We start from the raw sequence: 23,600 nt of genomic DNA on the forward strand, positions 1-23,600 counted from the left end.
ACACAATAATACAAAACATTGAGTATTTGAGTTAAGAATTGTTAACTGAGTGGAATAATTGCTAATAGGAAGAGAAAAAATAGACTTGGTTCACAAAAAGTAAAAAGCGGGCCTAATGCCCGCTTTTCAAAAACTTGCGTAACGAATTACAGTTTTGCAGAGTTTTTAGTCAGGTAGTCAGCAACGCCTTTTGGAGATGCGTTCATACCTTCTTGGCCTTTTTCCCACTGAGCTGGGCAAACATCACCGTGCTCTTCGTGGAATTGCAGCGCGTCAACCATACGCAGCATTTCGTCAATGTTACGGCCTAATGGCAAGTCATTAACGACTTGGTGACGGACAACACCGTTTTTGTCAACGAGGAAAGAACCACGCAGTGCAACGCCTGCATCTGGGTGTTCGATACCGTAAGCTTTGATGATTTCGCGTTTGATATCAGCAACCATTGGGTATTTAACTTCGCCAATACCGCCGTTATCGACTGGTGTTTTACGCCATGCGTTATGAACAAACTCAGAGTCAAAAGAAACACCAACAACTTCTACGCCACGTTTTTTGAATTCTTCGTAGCGGTGGTCGAATGCGATCAGCTCTGAAGGACAAACGAAAGTAAAGTCCATTGGCCAGAAGAAGATCACAGCTGGACGGCCGTTCAGGTGGGTTTTCAGGTTGAAGTTATCAACAATTTCACCGTTACCTAAAACAGCTGCAGCAGTAAAGTCGGGGGCTTGACGTGTTACCAGAACCATAATTTACTCCTATGAGTTTGAATTAAAGTTTTTTATCCTATTTATTCAATCACTGAAAAATTTTAATCACTGACAAATAATATGAACATAGTCCGCTAAGAGAATAAAAAAATATCTTTTGATAATAAAGACATTTAAACCGATTATTGTGATAGGTTTTGGCTATCAATAATACTGGTTTATTAAATTAATATCAATAAGATAGTTTTATTCCGCTAAAGTGCAAGCTTTAATTTATTCCTTTGTGTTAATTGTGACATTCTGTACAAAAAAATGTTGCAGTGCATTAGCCATCATTTCTGGGTAAAATTGAAAGAAAATATTTTCTAACGCATCATACTGTAATAAAAAGTCGTTAAATGAACCGCTTAGCGCGCTGAGCTTGGGGCGCCTTTTTGCCATTCCATTCAATGATTTTCCAATATAATTTTTATCTGCATAACGTATCAGCCACTGTTGGGGCCAAAGGTATTCATTTAACTCCTGAAATTTTTCAGGGGTATGACAAAGTTGAGGCTCAATTATTGTTCGGCAGTCACGTACAAAGTCCATTAGTGATATTGAAGGCTCAATAGTTGACCAATGCAAAGATAAAAAATGATCCCAGACTAAATCCAAGGTTATAGGCGCAACACGGCGATATTCATCACGAAACAACCGTTTAGCTTCTTTGACTAAAGGGTGGGTATCTGTAATGCGGTCGACGGCTCGATGCATAAAGATACCAGAGACAATGTCGGATGAATAAAGGCCCGTAGGGTTACCGCGGACGTAGTCAGCCATGATGTTGCCGAGTAGGGAGCTGTCAGCGAGGTGGGCCAGGTGGAGGTGAGCTAGGTAATTCATCCTCCTATGATATACCCGATGCCTTTCAAATTATAGCCGTGTTAGCTGCACAAACCGACCCTAGTCACATACTGATGTATGCTCCTAGGGATCAATTTGCTTGCTGCCTTGCTCTAATTCGAAATTCATGGGGTATATTTATTTAGTAGAAAAAGAAAAAGAAAAAGAAAAAGAAAAAGAAAAAGAAAAAAGACGGGAGTTAATGTGTCATAAAAGTTGAGTAAAATTGAAATAATTCATTCTTTGAATGGATAAATAGCATACAGAATTTTTTGCTAACAAAATATTTGTTAAATAATGGTGTTTTTTTGTGCGATTTTGCGCTTATTTCTTGCGCCAAAGTCGGTGCGGCACTAGACTAGTTGCCTGTTTTTTTTAGATTGATGTCAATACAATGCGTGTTTCTGATTTTACTTTTGAATTACCTGAAGAACTGATTGCCCATTATCCACAGGCTGAGCGCAGTGCTTGCCGCTTATTAAGCCTCGATGGTGGCTCCGGGCAGCTCACGCATGGTGTTTTTACCGATATTCTAGAAAAACTGGAGCACGGTGACTTGCTAGTGTTCAATAACACTCGCGTGATCCCAGCACGGTTATTTGGGCGCAAGGTTAGCGGCGGTAAAATTGAAGTTCTGATTGAACGTATGTTGGACGAACACCACGTACTTGCTCATGTTAGGGCATCAAAAGCACCAAAAGAAGGGGCTGAATTACTGCTAGGTGAAGATGAAAGCGTGAAGGCGACGATGGTCGCGCGTCATGGTGCATTGTTTGAACTACGTTTTGACGATGAACGTGATGTGCTGAGCATCCTAAACCAAATTGGTCATATGCCTTTGCCACCTTATATTGACCGCCCTGATGAAGAGTCAGATAAAGAACTTTATCAAACTGTGTATAGTGAAAAACCGGGGGCTGTCGCAGCACCAACGGCAGGTTTACACTTTGATGAGCCGTTACTTGAAGCATTGCGCCAAAAAGGCGTAGAAATGGCGTTTGTGACATTGCATGTGGGAGCCGGCACCTTTCAACCAGTACGTGTTGATACTATCGAAGATCACATTATGCATTCTGAATATGCAGAAGTGCCACAAGAGGTCGTGGATGCCGTTTTAGCCTGTAAAGCTCGAGGTAATCGCGTTATCGCCGTTGGAACGACATCTGTTCGGTCACTAGAAAGTGCCGCAAAAGCAAGCCAAGACGCTTTAATTGCTCCATTTTTTGATGATACCCAAATCTTTATTTACCCAGGGTATGAATATCAGGTGATAGATGCACTAATCACCAATTTCCACTTACCTGAATCTACATTAATTATGTTGGTTTCTGCGTTTGCTGGATATAAAAATACTATGAACGCATATAAAGAGGCGGTGGAACAAAAATACCGTTTCTTTAGTTATGGCGATGCAATGTTCATTACCCCCAATTCAAATGCTCGATTTGAGAAAATTGGTGAGTAATCAGTTTTAAGCGGTGGCATCGGCTGCTTGCTTAGCAAATTAATATTATCGATAGCAACAGACTGTTTTTCTGCTGCTAGGAGGCAAATGTGAAATATGAATTACAAACGACTGACGGCAATGCACGCCGTGGTCGCTTAGTATTTGAGCGTGGTGTGGTGGAAACCCCTGCATTTATGCCAGTAGGAACCTACGGTACAGTTAAGGGGATGACCCCTGAAGAAGTCAAAGAAACTGGTGCTCAAATCTTATTAGGGAATACTTTCCACCTGTGGTTACGTCCAGGTCAAGAAATCATGAAGTTACATGGCGATCTCCATGACTTTATGCAATGGCAAGGGCCAATTTTAACCGATTCAGGTGGCTTTCAAGTCTTTAGTCTTGGTGCGATGCGCAAAATTAAAGAAGAAGGGGTGCATTTTCGCAACCCTATCAACGGTGAAAAAGTTTTCCTAAGCCCTGAAAAATCGATGGAAATTCAGTATGACCTCGGCTCAGACATTGTCATGATTTTTGACGAATGTACGCCATACCCTGCGGATTGGGACTATGCAAAGACATCCATGGAAATGTCGCTGCGTTGGGCTGCACGTAGTCGTCAACGTTTTGACGAACTGAACAACAAAAATGCCCTGTTTGGTATCATTCAAGGCAGTGTTTACGAAGATTTACGTGATATTTCAGTTAAGGGGCTGGTGGAAATCGGCTTTGATGGGTACGCTGTAGGCGGCTTAGCCGTAGGCGAACCGAAAGAAGATATGCACCGTATTTTAGAGCACGTCTGCCCACAAATTCCGGCAGAAAAACCACGCTATTTAATGGGTGTAGGGAAACCGGAAGACTTAGTGGAAGGGGTTCGCCGTGGTATCGATATGTTCGATTGTGTGATGCCAACACGAAATGCACGAAATGGGCATTTATTTGTGACAAATGGCGTGGTAAAAATTCGTAATGCTAAGTATAAATCAGACACATCAACACTGGATGCTGATTGCGACTGCTATACTTGCCGTCATTATAGCCGTGCTTATCTGCATCACCTTGATAGATGTAATGAAATCCTTGGTGCAAGGCTCAATACCATCCATAATTTACGTTATTACCAGCGTTTGATGGCAGGTATTCGCCAAGCCATTGAAAATGGGAATTTTGAAGAGTTTGCTAAAGATTTTTACCAAAAGATTGGTAAACCCGAACCTTCATTAAATATCGAGTGAATTTAAGTGCGAAATGCCACTAATCTGTGTAGCATATCAAACTTAGCTTTTTTGTATGTAAAATTGCTTTCAATAAAACAATGAGGAAAGTTGAATGAGTTTTTTTATTTCTGAAGCGGCGGCGTCAGCAGGTGCACCAGCGCAGGGTAGTCCATACACCATGGTTATCATGCTTGTTGTTTTCGCGCTGATCTTCTATTTCATGATTTTGCGTCCACAGCAAAAACGTGCGAAAGAACACCGTAAATTGATGGAATCTATCACTAAAGGTGATGAAGTTTTAACAACTGGTGGTTTAATCGGACGTGTAACTAAAGTGTCTGAAACCGGTTATGTGGTTCTTGAGCTGAGTGAGAACACAGAAGTAACCATCAAACGTGATTTCGTTGCTGCTGTTTTACCTAAAGGCACAATGAAAGCAATTTAATTCTGATTCTCCCGAAGGGAACTGCCGTGCTAAACCGTTATCCTTTGTGGAAGTATCTGATGTTGATCTGTGCGATCCTCATCGGTTTGCTTTATGCGCTTCCAAACCTATATGGTGAGGATCCGGCTGTTCAGATCACTGGCGTGCGGGGAACCGCCGCCAATGAACAAACGCTGATCCAAGTCCAAAAATCGTTAAAAGACGATAAAATTGAGAGTAAATCTATCTCTCTAGAAAATGGGGCGATTTTAGCCCGATTCAACAACTCTGATGTTCAGTTACGTGCGCGTGAAGTGATCATGAATGCACTGGGTGACCAGTATGTTGTTGCATTAAACCTTGCACCTGCAACGCCTAAGTGGCTCGAAGCTATCGGTGGTGAACCGATGAAGCTTGGTCTTGATCTGCGTGGTGGGGTTCACTTCCTGATGGAAGTTGATATGGACACTGCATTAGGTAAATTGCAGGAACAAAACATGGATGGTTTGCGTAATGACCTACGTCAAGAAGGCATTGCGTACTCTTCTATTCGTAAAGGCAATGATTACAGCGTGGAAGTTCGCTTTCGTAACGCGGATGATCGTAGCCAAGCTGAAAAAGCATTGTCTCGTAAATACCCTGATTTAGTCTTTAGTGATGGCAGCGATAACACGATGATTGCTGTTATGACCGACGAGCGCTTACGTGAAGCTCGTAACTATGCGGTTTCTCAGAACATCACTATTATTCGCAACCGTGTAAACCAATTAGGTGTTGCGGAGCCACTTGTTCAACGCCAAGGTGCTGACCGAATTGTCGTTGAATTACCGGGTATTCAAGATACCGCTCGTGCAAAAGAGATTTTAGGTGCGACTGCGACATTAGAATTCCGTTTGGTGAATACTTCAGTCGATTCTTCAGCAGCAGAAAGTGGCCGTGTACCAGGTGACTCAGAAGTTAAATATGACCGTGAAGGCATGCCTTACGTGTTATATAAGCGTGTGATCTTAACGGGTGACCATATTACGGATTCAACCTCTGAAGCGGATGAAAATGGTCAACCACAAGTAAGTATCAGCCTTGATAGTGCTGGTGGTTCTATCATGTCTGATTTTACACGTGATAACCAAGACAAGCTGATGGCAACGCTGTTTGTTGAATACAAAGACAGTGGCAAAAAAGACGCAACGGGCCGTTCAATTTTGGTGAAAGATGAAAAAGTCATCAATGCGGCACGTATTTCTGCGCGTTTTGGTAGTAAATTCCGTATTACGGGTATTACTAATGGTACTGAAGCTCGCCAGCTTTCATTACTGTTACGTGCAGGTGCGTTGATTGCACCAATCCAAATTGTTGAAGAACGTACCATAGGTCCAACACTGGGTATGCAAAATATCGAGCAAGGGCTAAAAGCTTGTATTGCAGGTCTGTTAGCTTCAATCCTGTTTATGATTATTTACTATCGTAAATTTGGTTTGATTGCGAGTAGCGCGCTGTTGGCTAACTTGGTGCTAATTGTTGGTGTAATGTCCTTATTACCGGGCGCGACACTTACCATGCCAGGTATTGCCGGTATCGTGTTAACCCTTGCGGTTGCCGTCGATGCGAACGTTCTCATTAATGAACGGATAAAAGAAGAGTTGCGAAATGGGCGGTCTGTCCAGCAAGCGATTCATGAAGGCTATAAAGGCGCCTTCTCAAGTATTACAGACGCAAACTTAACGACACTGATTACAGCCATTATTCTTTATGCGGTGGGTACAGGGTCGATTAAAGGCTTTGCGATTACGACAGCGATTGGTGTCGCAACCTCTATGTTTACAGCTATTGTCGGTACACGTGCTATTGTGAACCTGCTTTACGGCGGTAAACGTATTAACAAGCTGTCAATTTAAGGAGCACGTTGTGGCACAGGATTATTCTGTTGAACAATTGAACTATGGTCGTAAAGTTTATGACTTTATGCGCTGGGACAACGTTGCCTTTAGTATTTCTATCGTATTACTGATTGCTTCTTTTGTGATTATTGGCGTCAAAGGTTTTAACTGGGGCTTAGATTTCACTGGTGGTACGGTCATTGAAATCAACTTAAGTCAGCCAGCTGATTTGGATAAAATTCGTGATAGCTTGTCTAACTCGAACCATAAAGATCCACTAATCCAAAACTTTGGTAGTAGCCGCGACATCATGATCCGCATTCCGCCAATTGAAGGCACTGCGGGTCAAGAAGTTGGGAAAGAAATTATCACAATCATCAACCAGAGCGTGGATGACAAAGCAACTGTTAAGCGTATTGAATTCGTTGGGCCGAGTGTCGGTGCTGAGTTGGCGCAAACAGGGGCTTTAGCTCTGTTAACTGCGTTGATTTGTATCTTGATTTATGTCGGCTTCCGTTTTGAATGGCGCTTAGCTGCGGGTGCGGTATTATCACTCGCGCATGACGTGGTAATTACTTTAGGCATTCTGTCTCTGTTCCATATTGAGATAGATATGACCATCGTGGCATCATTGATGTCGGTTATCGGTTATTCACTGAACGACAGTATCGTTGTATCAGACCGTATCCGTGAGAACTTCCGTAAAATTCGCCGTGGTACACCATACGAAATCATGAACGTCTCTTTGACGCAAACATTGAGCCGTACCATCATGACATCAGCCACCACGTTATTAGTGGTTCTGATGCTGTACCTATTTGGCGGTGCAATGTTGGAAGGCTTCTCATTGGTGATGTTAATCGGTGTAACTATCGGTACTATCTCATCTATTTACGTGGCTTCTGCATTAGCACTGAAGATGGGTATGAAGCGTGAACACTTGATGCAAGCTAAAGTCGAAAAAGAAGGCGCAGACCAAGAGTCATTACTGCCTTAGTTCTTAAAATAGTTCGTGTTGTGAGTAGGCAGCAAGTGAACGATATCCCTAGGGACATACATAAGTATGTGACTAGGGGTAATAAACGATACTAGCACCCTTACAACGCGAAATATGAAGAGCAACGAGAACACCCTAGGAGGCATCTTCTAGGGTGTTTTTTCTTACATAGTAGGGTAAACTAACACCCCCTAAATAGATTCAGGAAACGCTATGCACTGCCCATTCTGCTCAGCTGTAGATACGAAAGTTATTGACTCGCGTCTGGTCGGTGAAGGGTCCCAAGTCCGTAGACGCCGCCAATGCTTACTTTGTCATGAACGCTTCACAACCTTTGAAGTTGCTGAACTTGTCATGCCTAGGGTCATTAAAAGCGATGATATTCGCGAACCTTTTGATGAAGAAAAGCTTAACCGAGGCATGCAAAAGGCATTAGAAAAACGCCCTGTAAGTTCTGATGCTATTGAACAAGCCATTATTTCGATTAAATCCCAGCTTAGGGCCACCGGGGAACGTGAGGTTCCGTCGAAATTAATTGGCGGTTTGGTTATGGATGAGCTGAAAAAGCTCGATAAAGTTGCCTATATCCGTTTTGCTTCTGTTTATCGCAGTTTTGAAGATGTGCGTGAATTTGGCGAAGAAATCGCTAAATTACAGGATTAACGCCAATGATTGAACAAGACAACATTTATATGGCTCGTGCCTTTGAATTAGCACGAAAAGGGCGTTTCACCACATCACCTAACCCAAATGTCGGGTGTGTGATTGTACGTGATGGTGTCATTGTTGGTGAGGGGTATCACCAAAAAGCAGGTGAACCCCATGCTGAGGTTCACGCATTAAGAATGGCCGGTGATAAAGCGCAAGGGGCAACAGCGTATGTCACCCTTGAGCCATGTAGCCATCACGGCCGTACCCCGCCTTGCGCAGAAGCGCTGATCAATGCAGGTGTAAGCCGAGTCGTCGCTGCCATGCAAGACCCAAACCCTCAAGTTGCGGGCCGTGGCCTGTATATGCTGTCACAAGCCGGAATTGAAACGCGCAGTAATGTTTTATTAGATGATGCAGAAGCGGCTAACCGCGGCTTTTTAAAACGTATGCGTACTGGCTTTCCCTATATTCAATTAAAACTCGCCGCTTCACTCGATGGCAAAACCGCCCTTGGTTCTGGGGAAAGTAAGTGGATCACCAGTCCCGCGGCTCGTAAAGATGTACAAGCTCTTCGCGCCGAGGCTAGTGCTATCTTAAGCACAAGTAGCACCGTGGTTGCGGATGACCCTTCGTTAACGGTGCGTTGGAAAGAATTACCTAGCGATATTCAGCAAATTTACCCTGAAGAACAAGTCCGTCAACCTATCCGCATTGTGTTAGATAACCACAATCGCGTGACTCCTGAGCATAGCGTCACTCAATTAGATGGCGAATGTTGGTTGGTGCGTTCAAACCCAGATGAAAATGCAGTATGGCAAGGGCAAGTTGAGCAAATTGCTATTCCTGCAGATGAAAGCGGCACTGATCTGGTCATTTTGATGATGCAACTGGCTAAACGTAATGTGAATAGTATTTGGGTTGAGGCAGGGGCAAAACTTGCAGGCTCATTGCTTAAGTTAGGTTTAGTGGATGAGCTGATTGTCTATATTGCGCCTAAATTATTAGGAAGTAGCGCTCGAGGCCTAGTGGACTTCCCTCCGCTTAATGCCCTTATTGATGCGCCAAAATTTGAATTTACAGAAGTGAAGCAAGTTGGGCCAGACCTACGTGTCAGGCTTCGTCCCGTATGGTAAGTATTTTTTTTGAAAATCATACGTACGGTACACGAAAGAATGTGATAAAATCCGCGCCCCGCGGGTTATAATTAATATTAGAGGAAGGCTATGAACGTAATTAAAGGTGTTGTTGCTGCTCCACAAGCGCGTGTTGCTATCGCTATCGCTCGTTTTAACAACTTTATTAATGATAGTCTGCTGGAAGGTGCTGTTGATGCGTTAGAACGCATTGGTCAGGTTTCAAATGACAACATTACCATTGTGTGGGTTCCAGGCGCTTATGAGCTGCCGTTGACCACAAAAGCATTAGTTGAAACGAATAAATACGATGCAGTCATTGCATTAGGTACAGTTATTCGTGGCGGTACCGCTCACTTTGAATATGTTGCAGGTGAATGTAGCTCCGGCCTATCTCATGTCGCGATGAACAGTGAAGTACCAGTGACTTTTGGTGTGTTAACCACTGAAAATATCGAACAAGCCATTGAACGTGCGGGTACTAAAGCAGGTAATAAAGGTGCTGAAGCTGCACTGACAGCACTGGAAATGATTAATGTAATTAAGGCCATCAAAGGCAAATAATACACAGCTAGCTCTATGTTGCCGTTTTTTCGCCACAATGGTGTAGATAACGCATTGCAACAAGTGTTTTTTGTGTACAGTTTTTAAATTTAAGGGGAATCTTGTGAAACCTGCTGCTCGTCGCCGCGCTCGTGAGTGTGCTGTACAGGCCATTTATTCATGGCAATTATCTGGCAATCCAATTGCTGAAGTCGAATATGAGTTTATTGCTGAACAGGACATGTCAGACGTCGACGTAAACTATTTTCGTGAACTGTTATCAGGTGTTGCAACCAACGCGACAAAACTTGATCAACTGATGGCGCCTTATTTATCTCGTCAGCTCGAAGAGTTAGGGCAGGTAGAAAAAGCGATTTTACGTGTCTCCATGTTTGAATTAAGTTTCCGTGAAGATGTACCTTATAAAGTCGCAATCAATGAAGGTATTGAATTAGCGAAAGTTTTTGGCGCAGAAGATAGCCATAAATTCGTTAATGGTGTGTTAGACAAAGCTGCACCTGCGGTTCGCCGTAAAAAATAATAATATCAGGGTTCCCTCCTGTTGCACTACGGTAATAAATAGGTAGGCTGGGTTCCAGTCTACCTTTGTGTTTATATGCTCGCGATATTTCAATGATAGGTGAGCGAAAAATAATTGTGGCTAATTAGATACATTATTTAGGTTAGCAATTATGCATTATTTACCTATTATTGAATTATTAGGGTGTAAATTATTTGCTTCGTCTCAAACGAAAATAGATATAGCGAAAACGGAAAATCTACCATGTCATATGGCGAATTTGACCTCATCGCGCGTTATTTTAACCGTCAAACCACTAACCGACGTGATGTTAATATCGGTATTGGGGATGACTGTGCGTTGATGACCATTCCAGAAAAACAGCAACTTGCTGTAAGCACTGACACTCTTGTTTCTGGTATTCACTTCCTACCAACCATTTCACCAGCTGATCTCGCTTATAAATCATTAGCCTCTAATTTAAGTGACCTTGCGGCGATGGGGGCGGATCCTGCATGGGTTTCTTTAGCAATTACATTGCCTTGCGTTGATTGTGATTGGTTGCAATCCTTTAGTGATAGTTTGTTTGAACAGCTTAACTATTATGGAATGCAATTGATTGGTGGTGATACAACACGCGGGCCAATGAGTTTAACCTACACGGTTCATGGCTTAGTACCAAATGGTAAGGCGATGTCTCGCGCAGGAGCGCGTAATGGTGATTGGATTTATGTCACTGGCACTCTCGGTGATAGCGCGGCAGGCTTAGCTATTTTGCAAGATAAACTGAATGTTGAAAATGTAGAACATCAAGAATGGCTAATTGCGCGTCATTTACGTCCGCAGCCACGTATTTTACAAGGCCAAGCGTTGAGAAACCTGGCTTCTTCAGCAATTGATATTTCGGATGGTTTAGTTTCTGATCTTAACCATATTTTGAAAGCGAGTGGTTGTGGCGCACGCATTAATTTAGATGCATTGCCTCAATCAGAAGCATTGAGACAAAGTTGTAGTCTTGAACAAGGGCGTTTATGGTCTTTGAGTGGTGGTGAAGATTATGAACTCTGCTTTACCGTTCCTGAAATTAATCGTGGGGCGTTAGAGATGGCATTAGCGCATACGGGATCAGGCTTCACGTGTATTGGGCAAATTAAGCCGCAGTCTGAAGGAATTAGCTACTTTTGCAATAACCAAGAAGTTGATGTAAACCTAAAAGGTTTCGATCATTTTGTTTCGGAAGGTGCATAGAATGGCAAGTCGCCAAGAAAAAGCAGAAGCAAAAAAACGGCTAAATATGCGTAATCCTTGGCACTTATTGGCTACGGGCTTTGGTAGTGGCCTTTCGCCTATTGTGCCTGGCACAATAGGCTCTCTTGCTGCGATACCTTTTTGGTTATTAATGGCAAATATGCCTATTTGGAGTGTGTGGGTACTCATTGTCGTGGGTTTTTGGATTGGTTGCCTAATTTGCCAGCGCGCTTCCGACGATATGAAAATTCATGACCATGGCAGCATTGTTTGGGATGAATTTATCGGGATGTGGATTACGCTAATGGCGATCCCTGTTGTTGATTATGAGTGGGTCATCACCGCATTCTTTATTTTCCGTATTTATGACATGTGGAAACCATGGCCAATACGGTTTTTTGACCGAAAAGTCAGCGGCGGTTTTGGTATTATGATTGATGATATCATTGCGGCCATTTTTGCGTATTTCACTATTTGGTTGTTGGTTTGGTATGAGGTTATGCCGTTCTCAACCAACTAAATACGCGTCATATTTTTTTGCGCTGTGGCGTTATTGGCCGCGTTCATTCGCCCTAGTCACATACTTTTGTATGCTCCTAGGGTCTTATTCACTTGCCGCCTAGCCACAACTCAAACTATTTAGCGTATTGGATTAGCCGAAAATCAATGAATTGATTTCCTCGTTTATTTTCAAAACGTATACGACTTGCCGCCAAACATAATATGTTTGTCAGCAGTCTGAAACACAGGCTTAAGCCTGCGTTTATTCTTTTGATGTGGCAATACAGGTTAACGGCGCTGCGCCCTGGATAGCATCCATTGCCACTTTTGTTCCCGATTTAATATTGGCAACCGCGACTCGATAATTTATTCGGGATCATCTTAACTTCGCATTGAATTTCGGCTACGTCAGATAAAATATAAGAAATTATATTGATAGATTTTAAAATAATTTGCATGTCTTTATTTTGGGGATTTACATTCAAGACGAAAGTTTTGTTTATATTCAGATTTTAGGTAAATAGCTGAATATCATTGTAGATAAGCTGATTATATTTAGTTTTATATTTTACTGTAATGATCTACAAATATAATATAAATGTGACAAGGGGGATTTTTAAAATTAATATTAGCGATTAAAAAATAACAAAGAGTTAAAAATTTTTCTAATATATTAAGAAAGAGAATAAGAGTGATTGGCTTTGTGATTGAATGAGGGCATTGCGTGTTGATGCAATGCCCTAGAGATAAAATTATTTGGCTAAGTAGTTATTAATAGAATTAACAATACCAGTGGAATCTAAGCCTAATTCAGCAATAAGTTCCTCTTGAGTACCTTGAGAAATAAAATAGTCAGGTAAACCAAGATTTAAGGTTGGAATGATTTTTTTCTCATGCATTAAGAATTCATTCACGCCGCTACCTGCACCACCCATGATGGCATTTTCTTCGAGAGTGACAAGAACATCATGAGTCTCGGCTATTTCAAGGATCAGGGCTTCGTCTAAAGGTTTAACAAAGCGCATATCAATGACAGTTGCATTGAGTTGCTCGGCAGCGACTAATGCGTGGCTTAATAATGTGCCAAAGCATAAGATAGCGACTTTTTCACCTTGGCGACGAACAATACCTTTACCAATAGGTAGTGGTGATAACGGCTGTAATTCAGCACCTGTTCCTGTGCCCCGAGGGTAACGTACCGCACATGGACCATCTTGATAATGGTAACCTGTATGTAGCATTTGGCGGCACTCATTTTCATCACTTGGAACCATGATAACCATGGTTGGTATACAGCGCAGGAATGAAATATCAAAAGAACCTTGGTGAGTTTGCCCATCAGCCCCCACGATGCCTGCTCGGTCAATCGCAAACATGACCGGAACCTTCTGGATAGCCACATCATGAATGACTTGGTCATAACCGCGTTGCAAGAAAGTGGAGTAGATGGCAACAATAGGTTTATAACCACCAATGGCAAGGCCGGCTGCAAAGGTGACCGCATGTTGTTCAGCGATCGCGACATCGAAATATTGGTCTGGGAATTCTTTAGAAAAGCGGACCATACCAGACCCTTCACGCATAGCAGGGGTGATAGCCATCAATTTGCTATCATCTTTAGCCTCTTCACACAGCCAATCACCAAAAATTTTAGAGAAAGTCGGCCCTGTCTCTTTGCTTTTAGGTAAAGTGAATGTGCTTGGGTCAAATTTAGGAACCGCGTGCCAGCTAATTGGGTCTTTTTCTGCCGGCTCATATCCCCGGCCTTTCTTAGTCATAATATGTAAAAACTGCGGACCTTTTAAATCACGCATATTTTTTAACGTTTGGACTAAGGCAACAACATCATGGCCGTCAACAGGACCAATATAGTTAAAACCTAATTCTTCAAACATGGTTCCCGGTACAACCATGCCTTTAATATGTTCTTCTGTCTTTTTCAGTAATTCTTTGATTGGAGGCATGTTAGAAAAAACTTTTTTGCCACCTTCACGCAATGTTGTGTAGAGCTTCCCAGAAAGCAAGTGAGCTAAGTGGTTGTTGAGTGCGCCAACATTTTCGGAAATAGACATTTCGTTATCATTTAAAATAACCAACATGTCAGGTGCGGCATCCCCTGCATGGTTCATCGCTTCAAATGCCATTCCGGCAGTGATCGCACCATCACCAATAACACAAACCGTTTTACGGCTTTGTTGCTCTTTTTCTGCAGCAATGGCCATACCTAAACCGGCACTAATAGATGTGGAGGAATGGCCAACGCTTAAAATGTCATACTCGCTTTCTTCACGCCATGGGAAAGGGTGTAAGCCATTTTTCTGACGGATGGTATCAATACGGTCGCGGCGACCCGTCAATATTTTGTGTGGGTAGGCTTGGTGGCCGACATCCCAAACAAGGTTATCAAACGGGGTTTTATAGACATAATGTAATGCGACGGTGAGTTCAACAGCACCGAGACCAGAAGCAAAGTGACCGCTAGAGCGACCCACGCTACTCAGTAAAAATTGTCTGAGTTCATCACAAAGCTTAGGCAAACTCTCTTTAGGCAACAGACGAAGCTCATCTGGTGTCTCTGCCAAGGCTAGCGTTGGATATTTAGCGATATCAATACTCATTAGTTGCTCACTTATAATTAATAAAAAACCCAACTTACTTAGCCATAATAAAATGCCTTCTTGCAATTTTTAGCCGCATAAAGTGTCTATGTGCTGTTGGGTTGCCTTCGTTTATCGTCTACCTATAACTCGAATAATTAAGAAGTTATCCATCTATTTTTTAGGGCTATAGACATGATTCGAAGATACATTAAGGTAATAATTACCGTAATTATCGATCTTCTTGTCGCCAAAAGGCAAAGCATATTGTCAGCTTTTACGCTCAATAATGAAATTAGCTAAAGCACTTAGCATGTCTATATTATATCCATGGGACTGGAGAGTCTCTAAAGCATCTATCGCATCATGATATAGCTCACGTGCTTTTTTTTGTGCTGCTTCAAGGCCTAATAGCGATGGGTAGGTACTTTTTTCATGTTCGGCATCCGTTCCTTGGCGCTTACCCGTAACTTCACTATCACCAATAACATCTAGGATATCGTCCTGTACTTGAAAGGCAAGACCAATGGATTGTGCATATTTGTCTAAAACAGGCAGTAATTCTTGACCTTTTTCACCAGCCGCAAAAGCACCAAGACGGATTGCTGCACGAATCAACGCACCTGTTTTATGTTGATGAATGCGCTCAAGAGATTCAAGGCCGACTTGTTTTCCTTCTGCATCTAAATCAAGAGCTTGCCCACCACACATCCCCGCTAAACCACTTGCATATGATAACTCTGCAATCATGGCTATGCGGTCTTTGTCTGTTACATCTGGCATTGGTGCAGATGACAGTAATTGGAACGCCAATGTTTGCAATGCATCTCCAGCAAGTACCGCATTGCCTTCACCATACTTCATATGACAAGTCGGTTGGCCACGACGCAAATCATCATCATCCATTGCAGGTAAATCATCATGGATTAATGAATAAGCATGAATACATTCGACTGCGGCAGCTGGGGCATCAAGGTTTTCTTGGCTAACACCAAACATAGAACCGACGACATAAGTTAAAAATGGGCGTAAGCGTTTTCCACCTAATAATGTGCCATGACGCATTGCTTGTGCAAGTGGAAGGTCTGCAAACGGCAGTGCGTTTAAGGCATCTAATAGGTATTGATTGACTCTGTCGTAGGCTTGCTTTTGTTGCTGCGTAAAGCTATCTAAATGTTGTTCAGACATAATTTATTCTGTATCAGGTGAAAAATCGGCTAGAGGTTTATTTTCGTCATCACTTAGCAAAATTTGTACACGTTGCTCAGCTTGCTGTAGTACTTTTTGACCTTGCTTAGCAATTTGAACACCACGTTCAAACTCATTAAGGGCGTCTTCTAAGGGAAGATCACCGGATTCTAGGCGAGCGACGATCTGCTCTAGCTCTTGAAGCGAGTTTTCAAAACTAACAGTTGGAACTTGCTGAGTTTTTTCTTTAGCCATAATATTTAACCACTAATGTGGAATCAGTTAATTCGATGGGTTTTAAATATTCAGCAGACTAACGCAGTCTTGCTACGGTTACAATTTATTATTGGGGTTTTTAGATTCAACCCGCAAGATAGTGTTATAATACACCTCATTATTGACAATTGGTAACGTGTCATGTGTCTCTGTTAAGGCACATTCGTTTGCCCCCAACCACCACGAACATGCAGCTATTATGAAGTTTATCATTAAGTTATTCCCAGAAATTACCATTAAAAGCCAAACTGTTAGGCTACGTTTCATTAAAATTTTGACCAGTAATATCCGTAACGTGCTTAAACCACTTGGCGAAGAAATTTCGGTTGTCCGTAATTGGGATAACATTGAAGTGCGTGTGAAGGGGGAAACAAAACACGACGAAATTTGTGACATGCTAGGGCGTATCCCAGGTATTCACCATATTCTCGAAGTGGAAGAAAAACCATTTACCAGTCTACATCATATTTATGAAATGACACATGAAGCTTATGGTGAGTCATTAGAAAATAAAACATTCTGTGTGCGGGTAAAACGTCGTGGTAAACATGAGTTTTCATCTATCGATGCTGAACGCTATATTGGTGGTGGCCTGAACCAGCACATTTCGTCTGCAAAAGTTAAACTTAAAGACCCTGATACCACGATCCACTTAGAAATCGAAGATGATAAACTCATCTTAGTTAAAGCACGAGTTGAAGGCATCGGTGGTTTCCCTATCGGGACCCAAGAGGATGTGTTATCACTCATTTCCGGTGGCTTTGATTCGGGTGTATCAAGCTATATGTTGATGCGCCGTGGCTGTCGTGTTCACTATTGCTTCTTTAATTTAGGCGGCGCTGCACATGAAATTGGTGTGAAGCAAATCGCACATTATCTGTGGAACCGTTTTGGTAGCTCCCATAAAGTCCGTTTTATTGCTGTAAACTTTGAGCCAGTTGTGGCTGAAATTTTAGAAAAAGTGGATGATGGGCAAATGGGTGTCGTGCTCAAACGTATGATGGTAAGAGCCGCATCTAAAGTTGCAGAACGTTATGGCGTGCAGGCTATTGTTACGGGTGAAGCACTGGGGCAGGTGTCAAGCCAGACTCTAACAAACCTGCGCTTAATTGATAATGCGTCTGATACCCTTGTATTAAGGCCGCTAATTTCCCATGATAAAGAACATATTATCAAGCTAGCTCGTCAAATTGGTACTGAAGATTTTGCTAAAACCATGCCTGAATATTGTGGTGTGATATCAAAAAGCCCAACAGTGAAAGCGGTGAAAGCACGAATTGAAGCGGAAGAGGGTAATTTTGATTTCAGTATTTTAGAGTCTGTTGTTGAACAAGCGCAAAATATTGATATTCGCCAAATTGCACAAGAAAGCCTTGAAAAAGTCCCCGAAATTGAAATGGTGAGTGAGCTTTCAATTGAAAATGAAGTGATTTTAGATATTCGTTCAATTGATGAATTTGAAGATAAACCATTAAACGTGGATGGAATGGAAATTAAGCATATTCCATTCTATAAGCTGAGCACGCAATTTGGTGATTTGCCGAAAGATAAAACCTACTTATTATATTGTGACCGTGGGGTAATGAGCCGTTTGCAAGCGCTATACCTAAAAGAACAAGGTCATGAAAATATAAAGGTTTATCGCCCATAACTTAAAACAGGGTGCTTGCATCACCAACTCATCATCAGAGAGAAATGTGGGGGGAAATCCCCCCACAAGACTAGTTATCGCAGGATAACGTAGCTTGAACCAGTGTGCTTCCACTGCTGATACTGAAAGAGCAGAGCCTTTCTTGCATCAATAACGAAAAACACAATACCGTAAGGCACACGGTAACTAGCCCCAGAAGGGCAATTTTGGCCATTCCTCTTGACTCCTTTTCGAAAAGGAGACAGAATCAAATTGTTGAGTGTTTGAGACTGCCTCGGATTAAGATTAACATCTAAATTCGGGGCTTTCGTCTTTTTGGCTCTCATAAATGCTTGAACCAAAATGATCCAAGCACCCGCGGCAATCATAGCAAAAACTCACTCTAAACAAATCTTTTTGTTGTTCGTTTTTAAAATAAAAACATGTAAATTCAGTCATTTATAATTGTTTTGATATCATTGATATTAATATGATTATTGATGCAACCGAAATGGAAATGGCAAACTGTACTGAATAAAAATAAGTAGAGAATAAAAGCAGGGTGCTTGTATCACCAACTCATCATCAGAGAGAAATGTGGGGGGAAATCCCCCCACAAGACTAGTTATCGCAGGATAACGTAGCTTGAACCAGTGTGCTTCCACTGCTGATACTGAAAGAGCAGAGCCTTTCTTGCATCAATAACGAAAAACACAATACCGTAAGACACACGGTAACTAGCCCCAGAAGGGCAATTTTGGCCATTCCTCTTGACTCCTTTTCGAAAAGGAGACAGAATCCAATTGTGTGAGTTGGAGACTGCCTCGGATTAAGATTAACATCTAAATTCGGGGCTTTCGTCTTTTTGGCTCTCACAAGTGCTTGAACCAAAATGATCCAAGCACCCGCGGCAATCATAGCAAAAAAGTGCTGTAAACACAGGTGTTTTTGGTGTTTAAATCTTATTATTCATGAGGTTAAGTTGTTTCTCTAATCCATGATTCGGAATTTTTTTGTGACTAATCTTCCAAATAATCATTAATACCATTAGGTAAAACGAGCTGTGCGGCAACTTGAGCGGCTGTTTCTCTGCCTACTAATAATTCAATTAATTTTAATGCAAAGTCAAAAGAGGTGGCAGGGCCTTGGCTAGTCAGCAGATTGACGCGCTCATCAAAATAAACTCGGCGATCGACCCATTTATGGGCTGGGATTTTATCTTTCATTGATGGAAAACAGGTCATATTACCTAGCGGAAACAATTGGTGGTATTCAAGCACAAGCGCTGGTGCAGCACAAATAGCCGCCACAATTTTACCATCTAGATGCATACGGCGAACTTTTTCAACAACCAGAGGGCTATCACGGAATGTTTCCGCTCCAGTTATCCCACCAGGGAGTACAATGGCATCAAAAGGCTCATCCGCGACTTTTATCAACGGAATATCGGCAATAATTTTTAATCCACGTGAAGCGCTAATGGTTAAAGAGCCATCTTCAGTCACACTCGCTAAGGTCACATTAATGCCTGCTCTAACTAATAAATCAGCAGTAATGGTAAATTCGATTTCTTCACTACCATGAGCGATGCAAATTAGAACGGAAGTCGTCATATTGTTGTTCTCTATTTTTGACTAAATGGTAAAGGCGATCGTTTTCAGGTGTGCTAATCCCATGAGCTCGTGCTTGTTTAATTAAAAAACCGGTTATGTAGTCAATTTCAGTGCGGCGATTATTACGGGCATCTTGTAACATGGATGAATAGTTATCTGCAGTATTATTCATAATGCCATAGATATATTCTGTTAGCTCTGTTTTATCTGTATGTAACCCTTCAGCTGCCATGACATGGCATATTTCATCAATAATCCGAGATATTTGTGCGGAATATTTGATTAATTCACCATTCTTACAATCGTGCTCGACGGTGAGGGGGTTAATGACACAGTTGGCGATTAATTTACGCCAACAGGTTGTTAGAATTTGATTATGCCAAGCCACATCAGGGAGGGCTTCGTGCAAAATATCCGCAATCGGGTAGTAAGCCTGTGCTTGGGAATTAATCGCGCCAATATGGGTGATACCATTGGCAACATGAAAGACTTGGTTATTTTCTTGCCACGCCGCATGTGTTGTCACACCAGCTAAAATAGGGTGACGCAACGGAGTCAGTTCCTCAACCGTGCCCATGCCATTATGCAGTAATAAAATGGGGGTATTTTCTGGGATAGTTTTAATCAGAGGCAATAAAGCATCAGAAACTTGCCATGCTTTTAAACAGACAATGATTAACTCGCTACTTTGCAAGTGATTAATATTATTACAAGGAATGAGCTCTCGGAAAGTACGTCCATCGGGTTCATTAACATCGACGAATAAATCAGACTGTGCAACACGTAGCCAACCTTGTACGTCATGTCCTTGCATTGCAAGAGAAGCAAGCCACAGTTTACCTATCGCACCACAACCAATCAGAGTTATTTTCATTGTTTCCCCTTTGAAAATGGGAGTTTAACGTCTTATAAGGTAAGGCGGAAGTGATCTCTTGCCAGTATAACCTTTTACTATACTAAGTTGTAGGTAATGAAACATCATAGGCCCTGATAACTTGAAGTGATATGAGTAAAAACGTTATCATGCGCACAATCTAAAAATTATCAGTGAGGTTCTGGCTATGCCATCATTTGACATTGTATCTGAAGTGGAAATGAATGAAGTACGTAATGCGGTGGAAAATGCACAGCGTGAGTTAACCAGCCGTTGGGATTTTAAAAATGTCGAAGCCAGTTTTGAGCTAAATGACAAAAATGAATCCGTTAAAATTACTAGCGAATCTGATTTCCAAGTACTTCAGTTAGTTGATATTTTAAGAGAAAAAATGGCAAAGCGCGGTATTGATGGTGCGGTATTGAATGTGCCTGAAGATATCGTTCATAGTGGAAAAACCTATAGTGTTGAAGTTACGTTCAAGCAAGGTATTGATGCTGCGATTGCTAAAAAAATCGTTAAATTAATTAAAGACAGTAAACTGAAAGTTCAAGCACAAGTTCAAGGCGACCAAGTGCGTGTGACGGGTAAAGCCCGCGATGACTTACAATCGGTTATGGCGCTAGTGCGCGGTGGGAATTTAGGCCAACCTTTCCAATTTAACAACTTCCGCGATTAGTTGTTTATTAAGTAAGCCCGCAATGGCGGGCTAATTTTTACTGATTTATTAATGTTTCAAGTTGCTCTCGATTAATGATTTTTCTATCAACTTTAACATAAGCACTAAATTCCTCGTCAACGACAAGCGCTTCCATCACCCCTTCTTGAGCTTGTAATTTTTTCTCAAGGCCTCTTGTATCTCCAATATGGTTGGGTAATTCAATACGAATACTGCTGACATAAGGAGGCTGCTGCATGGTCAGACTAATGATAAACCAGATGACGGTTAAAATTAAACCACCAATAAAAACGGTACCAGCCCCTTCAAAACTGTACAACCACCCACCGACAATACCACCAATGGCAACACCTAAAAACTGGCTGGTGGAGTAAACTCCCATGGCTGTTCCTTTATAGCCTGCAGGTGCCTCTTTACTGATTAGTGACGGTAAAATGGCTTCCATGATATTGAAAGCAATAAAAAAGAGTTGAATACCGAGGAAAATCACCCATAAGTGACTACCAGAAAGCCATAAGGTAATTTCAGCTAATGCTAAAACGATAATGCAAAATAAGAAAACCTGTTTCATTTTGCGGTGTTTTTCCGCATAAATAATAAAAGGAAGTACTGTTACAAAGGCGATTAACATCGTAATCAAATAAGCTTTCCAATGGTCTTTCGCTAAAAAGCCAGAGTCAGTCATGATAAGAGGTAAAGCAACAAAACTGGACATCAATAGGGTATGTAAGCAGAGGATCCCTATATTTAATTTGAGTAACTGTGGGTGCATTAAAACGGTTTTTAAATTACTTTGCACAAATGCAGACTCACGATTTAAGATATGAGTATTAGTATTAGGAACAACAAAAACAGTCACTGCAATAGCACCCACTGCAAGTAGTGCTATTCCCCAAAATAGACCACTTAAACCAATCAGGTTGGTGAGAATTGGACCCAGTACTAACGCTATAGCAAAAGTTAAACCGAAACTAATACCTAGAAATGCCATGGCTTTAGTTCGATTTTGCTCTCGAGTTAGGTCGGAAAGTAGTGCCATGACGGCAGCTGAAATGGCACCGGCACCTTGTAAAGCACGCCCAATAATAATTCCCCAAATTGAATCGCTTAATGCTGCAACGATACTTCCGATAATAAAAATAACTAATCCAATAATAATTAAAGGCTTTCTGCCAATTTTGTCTGACATCAAGCCAAAAGGGATTTGGAAAATAGCTTGGCTAAGGCCATAGATACCAATAGCGACACCCACTAAGAACTCGCTAGCTCCTTGTAAATGCATTCCATAGCTCGTCAAAATAGGTAATACCATAAACATTCCCAGCATTCGCAAGGAAAAAACTGAGCCTAACCCCCAAGTGGATCTAAGCTCTGCGGACGTCATTTTGTTATCATTCATTTTTATTCTTCATATTTCGTGCGGTAGCGGTGTTGGCTCTCTTGGCTACTTAGGTCGCATACTGGTAGCACAATAAATTTGTGTTACGTTGTGGTGATATGTTTGTATTATCAATCCATTAGCATTTCTAATAGTGCATTTTATATCTAGCTTATAAATAGCAAGGGGCTATTTAACCATAAAATAGATTCATAAGGATAGGCAGAATAAGTAAAAGTGAGTTGTAAAAGCAGTTAGAGACAAATAAAAAACGGCGGGGAAGGCCCGCCGTTTAGATATTGTTATCATCAGTAAACAGATAAGTTATCTGACGAGAGCTATAACAGTATCGCTTGAAACGATAGGATCAACTGACATCATTACACTCAATGAAGTAATTGCTACGATTGAGAAAATGAACAGTTTTCTAGCCCAGACTCGGTCGTCATTTTCGGTTTTGAAGCCCGAAATTGCCATACCTAGCCACCATAAGCTGACTGCTGCACCTACGATGAGGTACTTATAGCCCGCGTATCCACTGATAGCTAACATCAATGTTGCGACCATAAACGCTAGGATATACAGGAAAATATGTGTCTTCGCGACTGAAATTCCTTTAATAACCGGTAATACTGGAATGTTTGCGGCTTTATAATCCTTAAAGCGGAAGATAGCAATGGCATAAGAATGAGGCATCTGCCACAAACTGAATATCAACAATAGGATAAGTGCACCCATATCGAATTCATTTGTAACCGCGCAGTAACCGATAACCGGTGGTGCCGCGCCTGAAAGGCTGCCAATCAGCGTGCCATAAACGGATTTACGCTTCATATATAGGCTATAAATACCTACATAAACAATGAAGCCGATAACTGCAAGCAGCATTGCCAGCGCATTGGCTGCTACAAGTAGCAGCACCATACCAGCAATACCTAATGCAGCAGCGTAAATCAGGCTAACTTTCGGGTCAATCAGCCCTTTAACTAAAGGGCGATTCTTCGTTCTTTCCATGATACGGTCGATATCACGGTCGATGTAGTTGTTAAATACACAACCAGAAGCCACGACCAGCGATACACCCAGTAAAGTCGCAACGAACAGTGGGTAATCAATTGACCCTTTTGAAGCCAATAAAAAACCACCGATCACAGAAATCAAGTTTCCGAATATAATTCCTGGTTTGGTCACTTGCAGGTATTGCTTAAACAT

23 protein-coding genes and 1 pseudogene are annotated in these 23,600 nt (G+C 41.8%); 13 read left to right on the forward strand and 11 right to left on the reverse strand.

Annotated elements, in window-relative coordinates; translation table 11 throughout:
• Window positions 1–146 precede the first annotated feature (146 nt).
• Together M1E86_RS03550 and M1E86_RS03555 are read right to left on the reverse strand one after the other, a co-directional pair.
• Window positions 147–749 carry a peroxiredoxin C gene (locus tag M1E86_RS03550; RefSeq protein ID WP_004905550.1) on the reverse strand — a complete coding sequence of 201 codons (603 nt, stop codon included), beginning with the start codon at window positions 747–749 and terminating at the stop codon, window positions 147–149.
• A 234-nt stretch (window positions 750–983) separates the two neighbouring features.
• Window positions 984–1,595 (reverse strand): ACP phosphodiesterase, encoded by a 612-nt coding sequence (locus M1E86_RS03555; RefSeq protein WP_213912946.1) that lies wholly within the window; start codon window positions 1,593–1,595, stop codon window positions 984–986.
• Between the two features lie 394 nt (window positions 1,596–1,989).
• On the opposite strand from M1E86_RS03555, the gene queA reads away from it, so the two are divergent.
• The 11 genes from queA to pgpA all read left to right on the forward strand — a co-directional run bounded on the left by queA (window position 1,990) and on the right by pgpA (window position 12,172).
• Window positions 1,990–3,060, forward strand: coding sequence for a tRNA preQ1(34) S-adenosylmethionine ribosyltransferase-isomerase QueA (gene queA, locus M1E86_RS03560; protein WP_213912945.1), 1,071 nt, complete (start codon window positions 1,990–1,992; stop codon window positions 3,058–3,060).
• An 89-nt stretch (window positions 3,061–3,149) separates the two neighbouring features.
• Window positions 3,150–4,277 (forward strand): tRNA guanosine(34) transglycosylase Tgt, encoded by a 1,128-nt coding sequence (gene tgt / locus M1E86_RS03565; RefSeq protein WP_102139012.1) that lies wholly within the window; start codon window positions 3,150–3,152, stop codon window positions 4,275–4,277.
• 94 nt (window positions 4,278–4,371) lie between these two features.
• A complete protein-coding gene (yajC, locus tag M1E86_RS03570; protein ID WP_004905542.1) occupies window positions 4,372–4,704 on the forward strand; it encodes a preprotein translocase subunit YajC in 333 nt (110 codons plus the stop codon).
• A gap of 26 nt (window positions 4,705–4,730) precedes the next feature.
• Window positions 4,731–6,578, forward strand: coding sequence for a protein translocase subunit SecD (secD, locus tag M1E86_RS03575; RefSeq protein WP_125891951.1), 1,848 nt, complete (start codon window positions 4,731–4,733; stop codon window positions 6,576–6,578).
• Window positions 6,579–6,588: 10 nt separating this feature from the next.
• Complete coding sequence (secF, locus tag M1E86_RS03580; protein ID WP_125891952.1) at window positions 6,589–7,557, forward strand: protein translocase subunit SecF; 969 nt, start codon at window positions 6,589–6,591, stop codon at window positions 7,555–7,557.
• A gap of 213 nt (window positions 7,558–7,770) precedes the next feature.
• Complete coding sequence (nrdR, locus tag M1E86_RS03585; RefSeq protein ID WP_125891953.1) at window positions 7,771–8,220, forward strand: transcriptional regulator NrdR; 450 nt, start codon at window positions 7,771–7,773, stop codon at window positions 8,218–8,220.
• 5 nt (window positions 8,221–8,225) lie between these two features.
• Window positions 8,226–9,341, forward strand: coding sequence for a bifunctional diaminohydroxyphosphoribosylaminopyrimidine deaminase/5-amino-6-(5-phosphoribosylamino)uracil reductase RibD (gene ribD, locus M1E86_RS03590; protein ID WP_125891954.1), 1,116 nt, complete (start codon window positions 8,226–8,228; stop codon window positions 9,339–9,341).
• A 90-nt stretch (window positions 9,342–9,431) separates the two neighbouring features.
• Window positions 9,432–9,905, forward strand: coding sequence for a 6,7-dimethyl-8-ribityllumazine synthase (ribH, locus tag M1E86_RS03595; RefSeq protein WP_004905531.1), 474 nt, complete (start codon window positions 9,432–9,434; stop codon window positions 9,903–9,905).
• A 103-nt stretch (window positions 9,906–10,008) separates the two neighbouring features.
• Entirely contained in the window at window positions 10,009–10,425 is a 417-nt protein-coding gene (gene nusB, locus M1E86_RS03600; RefSeq protein ID WP_036958557.1) for a transcription antitermination factor NusB, read from the forward strand.
• 243 nt (window positions 10,426–10,668) lie between these two features.
• Window positions 10,669–11,652, forward strand: coding sequence for a thiamine-phosphate kinase (gene thiL / locus M1E86_RS03605; RefSeq protein WP_213912943.1), 984 nt, complete (start codon window positions 10,669–10,671; stop codon window positions 11,650–11,652).
• A gap of 1 nt (window position 11,653) precedes the next feature.
• On the forward strand, window positions 11,654–12,172 hold the full coding sequence (gene pgpA, locus M1E86_RS03610; RefSeq protein ID WP_248467673.1) for a phosphatidylglycerophosphatase A: 519 nt from the start codon (window positions 11,654–11,656) through the stop codon (window positions 12,170–12,172).
• 325 nt (window positions 12,173–12,497) lie between these two features.
• Here the strand turns inward: pgpA and M1E86_RS03615 are convergent.
• The 4 genes and pseudogenes from M1E86_RS03615 to xseB all read right to left on the reverse strand — a co-directional run.
• A pseudogene (locus tag M1E86_RS03615) lies at window positions 12,498–12,581 on the reverse strand (carnitine metabolism transcriptional regulator CaiF); the annotation flags it as partial.
• A gap of 324 nt (window positions 12,582–12,905) precedes the next feature.
• A complete protein-coding gene (gene dxs / locus M1E86_RS03620) occupies window positions 12,906–14,771 on the reverse strand; it encodes a 1-deoxy-D-xylulose-5-phosphate synthase (protein WP_213912941.1) in 1,866 nt (621 codons plus the stop codon).
• Window positions 14,772–15,020: 249 nt separating this feature from the next.
• Window positions 15,021–15,938, reverse strand: a complete 918-nt coding sequence (gene ispA, locus M1E86_RS03625; RefSeq protein ID WP_213912940.1) for a (2E,6E)-farnesyl diphosphate synthase — start codon at window positions 15,936–15,938, stop codon at window positions 15,021–15,023.
• A gap of 3 nt (window positions 15,939–15,941) precedes the next feature.
• Complete coding sequence (gene xseB / locus M1E86_RS03630) at window positions 15,942–16,193, reverse strand: exodeoxyribonuclease VII small subunit (RefSeq protein ID WP_125891971.1); 252 nt, start codon at window positions 16,191–16,193, stop codon at window positions 15,942–15,944.
• 220 nt (window positions 16,194–16,413) lie between these two features.
• On the opposite strand from xseB, the gene thiI reads away from it, so the two are divergent.
• Window positions 16,414–17,865: a tRNA uracil 4-sulfurtransferase ThiI gene (thiI, locus tag M1E86_RS03635; protein ID WP_213912939.1), complete on the forward strand. Its 1,452-nt coding sequence runs from the start codon at window positions 16,414–16,416 to the stop codon at window positions 17,863–17,865.
• Window positions 17,866–17,935: 70 nt separating this feature from the next.
• Here thiI and M1E86_RS03640 read toward each other — a convergent pair whose 3' ends face one another.
• The 3 genes from M1E86_RS03640 to panE form a co-directional block, all read right to left on the reverse strand.
• On the reverse strand, window positions 17,936–18,079 hold the full coding sequence (locus M1E86_RS03640) for a Hok/Gef family protein (RefSeq protein ID WP_004914564.1): 144 nt from the start codon (window positions 18,077–18,079) through the stop codon (window positions 17,936–17,938).
• Between the two features lie 784 nt (window positions 18,080–18,863).
• Window positions 18,864–19,457, reverse strand: a complete 594-nt coding sequence (yajL, locus tag M1E86_RS03645) for a protein deglycase YajL (protein ID WP_213912938.1) — start codon at window positions 19,455–19,457, stop codon at window positions 18,864–18,866.
• Window positions 19,420–20,331, reverse strand: coding sequence for a 2-dehydropantoate 2-reductase (panE, locus tag M1E86_RS03650; protein ID WP_213912937.1), 912 nt, complete (start codon window positions 20,329–20,331; stop codon window positions 19,420–19,422). The genes yajL and panE overlap by 38 nt, the downstream gene beginning before the upstream one ends.
• Window positions 20,332–20,518: 187 nt before the next feature.
• Here panE and M1E86_RS03655 point away from each other — a divergent pair, with 187 nt between their 5' ends.
• Entirely contained in the window at window positions 20,519–21,010 is a 492-nt protein-coding gene (locus M1E86_RS03655; protein WP_004914551.1) for a YajQ family cyclic di-GMP-binding protein, read from the forward strand.
• 37 nt (window positions 21,011–21,047) lie between these two features.
• On the opposite strand, the gene M1E86_RS03660 is transcribed toward M1E86_RS03655, so the two are convergent.
• The gene (locus tag M1E86_RS03660) at window positions 21,048–22,409 is read right to left on the reverse strand and encodes an MFS transporter (RefSeq protein WP_213912936.1); all 1,362 of its coding nucleotides are present in this window, start codon (window positions 22,407–22,409) and stop codon (window positions 21,048–21,050) included.
• Window positions 22,410–22,712: 303 nt separating this feature from the next.
• Complete coding sequence (cyoE, locus tag M1E86_RS03665) at window positions 22,713–23,600, reverse strand: heme o synthase (RefSeq protein WP_004905461.1); 888 nt, start codon at window positions 23,598–23,600, stop codon at window positions 22,713–22,715.

Origin of the sequence: Providencia sp. PROV200 (genome assembly GCF_049901995.1) — a bacterium.
In the GTDB taxonomy this organism is placed as follows: Bacteria; Pseudomonadota; Gammaproteobacteria; order Enterobacterales; family Enterobacteriaceae; genus Providencia; species Providencia rettgeri_E.

What these genes read in the sequence shown, in the direction of transcription:
- pgpA (WP_248467673.1), top strand. Translation starts at nt 11,654, where the DNA reads ATGGCAAGTCGCCAAGAAAAAGCAGAAGCAAAAAAACGGCTAAATATG.
- ispA (WP_213912940.1), bottom strand. Translation starts at nt 15,938, where the DNA reads ATGTCTGAACAACATTTAGATAGCTTTACGCAGCAACAAAAGCAAGCC.
- thiI (WP_213912939.1), top strand. Translation starts at nt 16,414, where the DNA reads ATGAAGTTTATCATTAAGTTATTCCCAGAAATTACCATTAAAAGCCAA.
- queA (WP_213912945.1), top strand. Translation starts at nt 1,990, where the DNA reads ATGCGTGTTTCTGATTTTACTTTTGAATTACCTGAAGAACTGATTGCC.
- M1E86_RS03660 (WP_213912936.1), bottom strand. Translation starts at nt 22,409, where the DNA reads ATGAATGATAACAAAATGACGTCCGCAGAGCTTAGATCCACTTGGGGG.
- xseB (WP_125891971.1), bottom strand. Translation starts at nt 16,193, where the DNA reads ATGGCTAAAGAAAAAACTCAGCAAGTTCCAACTGTTAGTTTTGAAAAC.
- cyoE (WP_004905461.1), bottom strand. Translation starts at nt 23,600, where the DNA reads ATGTTTAAGCAATACCTGCAAGTGACCAAACCAGGAATTATATTCGGA.
- thiL (WP_213912943.1), top strand. Translation starts at nt 10,669, where the DNA reads ATGTCATATGGCGAATTTGACCTCATCGCGCGTTATTTTAACCGTCAA.
- yajL (WP_213912938.1), bottom strand. Translation starts at nt 19,457, where the DNA reads ATGACGACTTCCGTTCTAATTTGCATCGCTCATGGTAGTGAAGAAATC.
- M1E86_RS03555 (WP_213912946.1), bottom strand. Translation starts at nt 1,595, where the DNA reads ATGAATTACCTAGCTCACCTCCACCTGGCCCACCTCGCTGACAGCTCC.
- M1E86_RS03550 (WP_004905550.1), bottom strand. Translation starts at nt 749, where the DNA reads ATGGTTCTGGTAACACGTCAAGCCCCCGACTTTACTGCTGCAGCTGTT.
- ribH (WP_004905531.1), top strand. Translation starts at nt 9,432, where the DNA reads ATGAACGTAATTAAAGGTGTTGTTGCTGCTCCACAAGCGCGTGTTGCT.
- M1E86_RS03655 (WP_004914551.1), top strand. Translation starts at nt 20,519, where the DNA reads ATGCCATCATTTGACATTGTATCTGAAGTGGAAATGAATGAAGTACGT.
- panE (WP_213912937.1), bottom strand. Translation starts at nt 20,331, where the DNA reads ATGAAAATAACTCTGATTGGTTGTGGTGCGATAGGTAAACTGTGGCTT.
- yajC (WP_004905542.1), top strand. Translation starts at nt 4,372, where the DNA reads ATGAGTTTTTTTATTTCTGAAGCGGCGGCGTCAGCAGGTGCACCAGCG.
- nrdR (WP_125891953.1), top strand. Translation starts at nt 7,771, where the DNA reads ATGCACTGCCCATTCTGCTCAGCTGTAGATACGAAAGTTATTGACTCG.
- dxs (WP_213912941.1), bottom strand. Translation starts at nt 14,771, where the DNA reads ATGAGTATTGATATCGCTAAATATCCAACGCTAGCCTTGGCAGAGACA.
- M1E86_RS03640 (WP_004914564.1), bottom strand. Translation starts at nt 18,079, where the DNA reads ATGGCCAAAATTGCCCTTCTGGGGCTAGTTACCGTGTGCCTTACGGTA.
- ribD (WP_125891954.1), top strand. Translation starts at nt 8,226, where the DNA reads ATGATTGAACAAGACAACATTTATATGGCTCGTGCCTTTGAATTAGCA.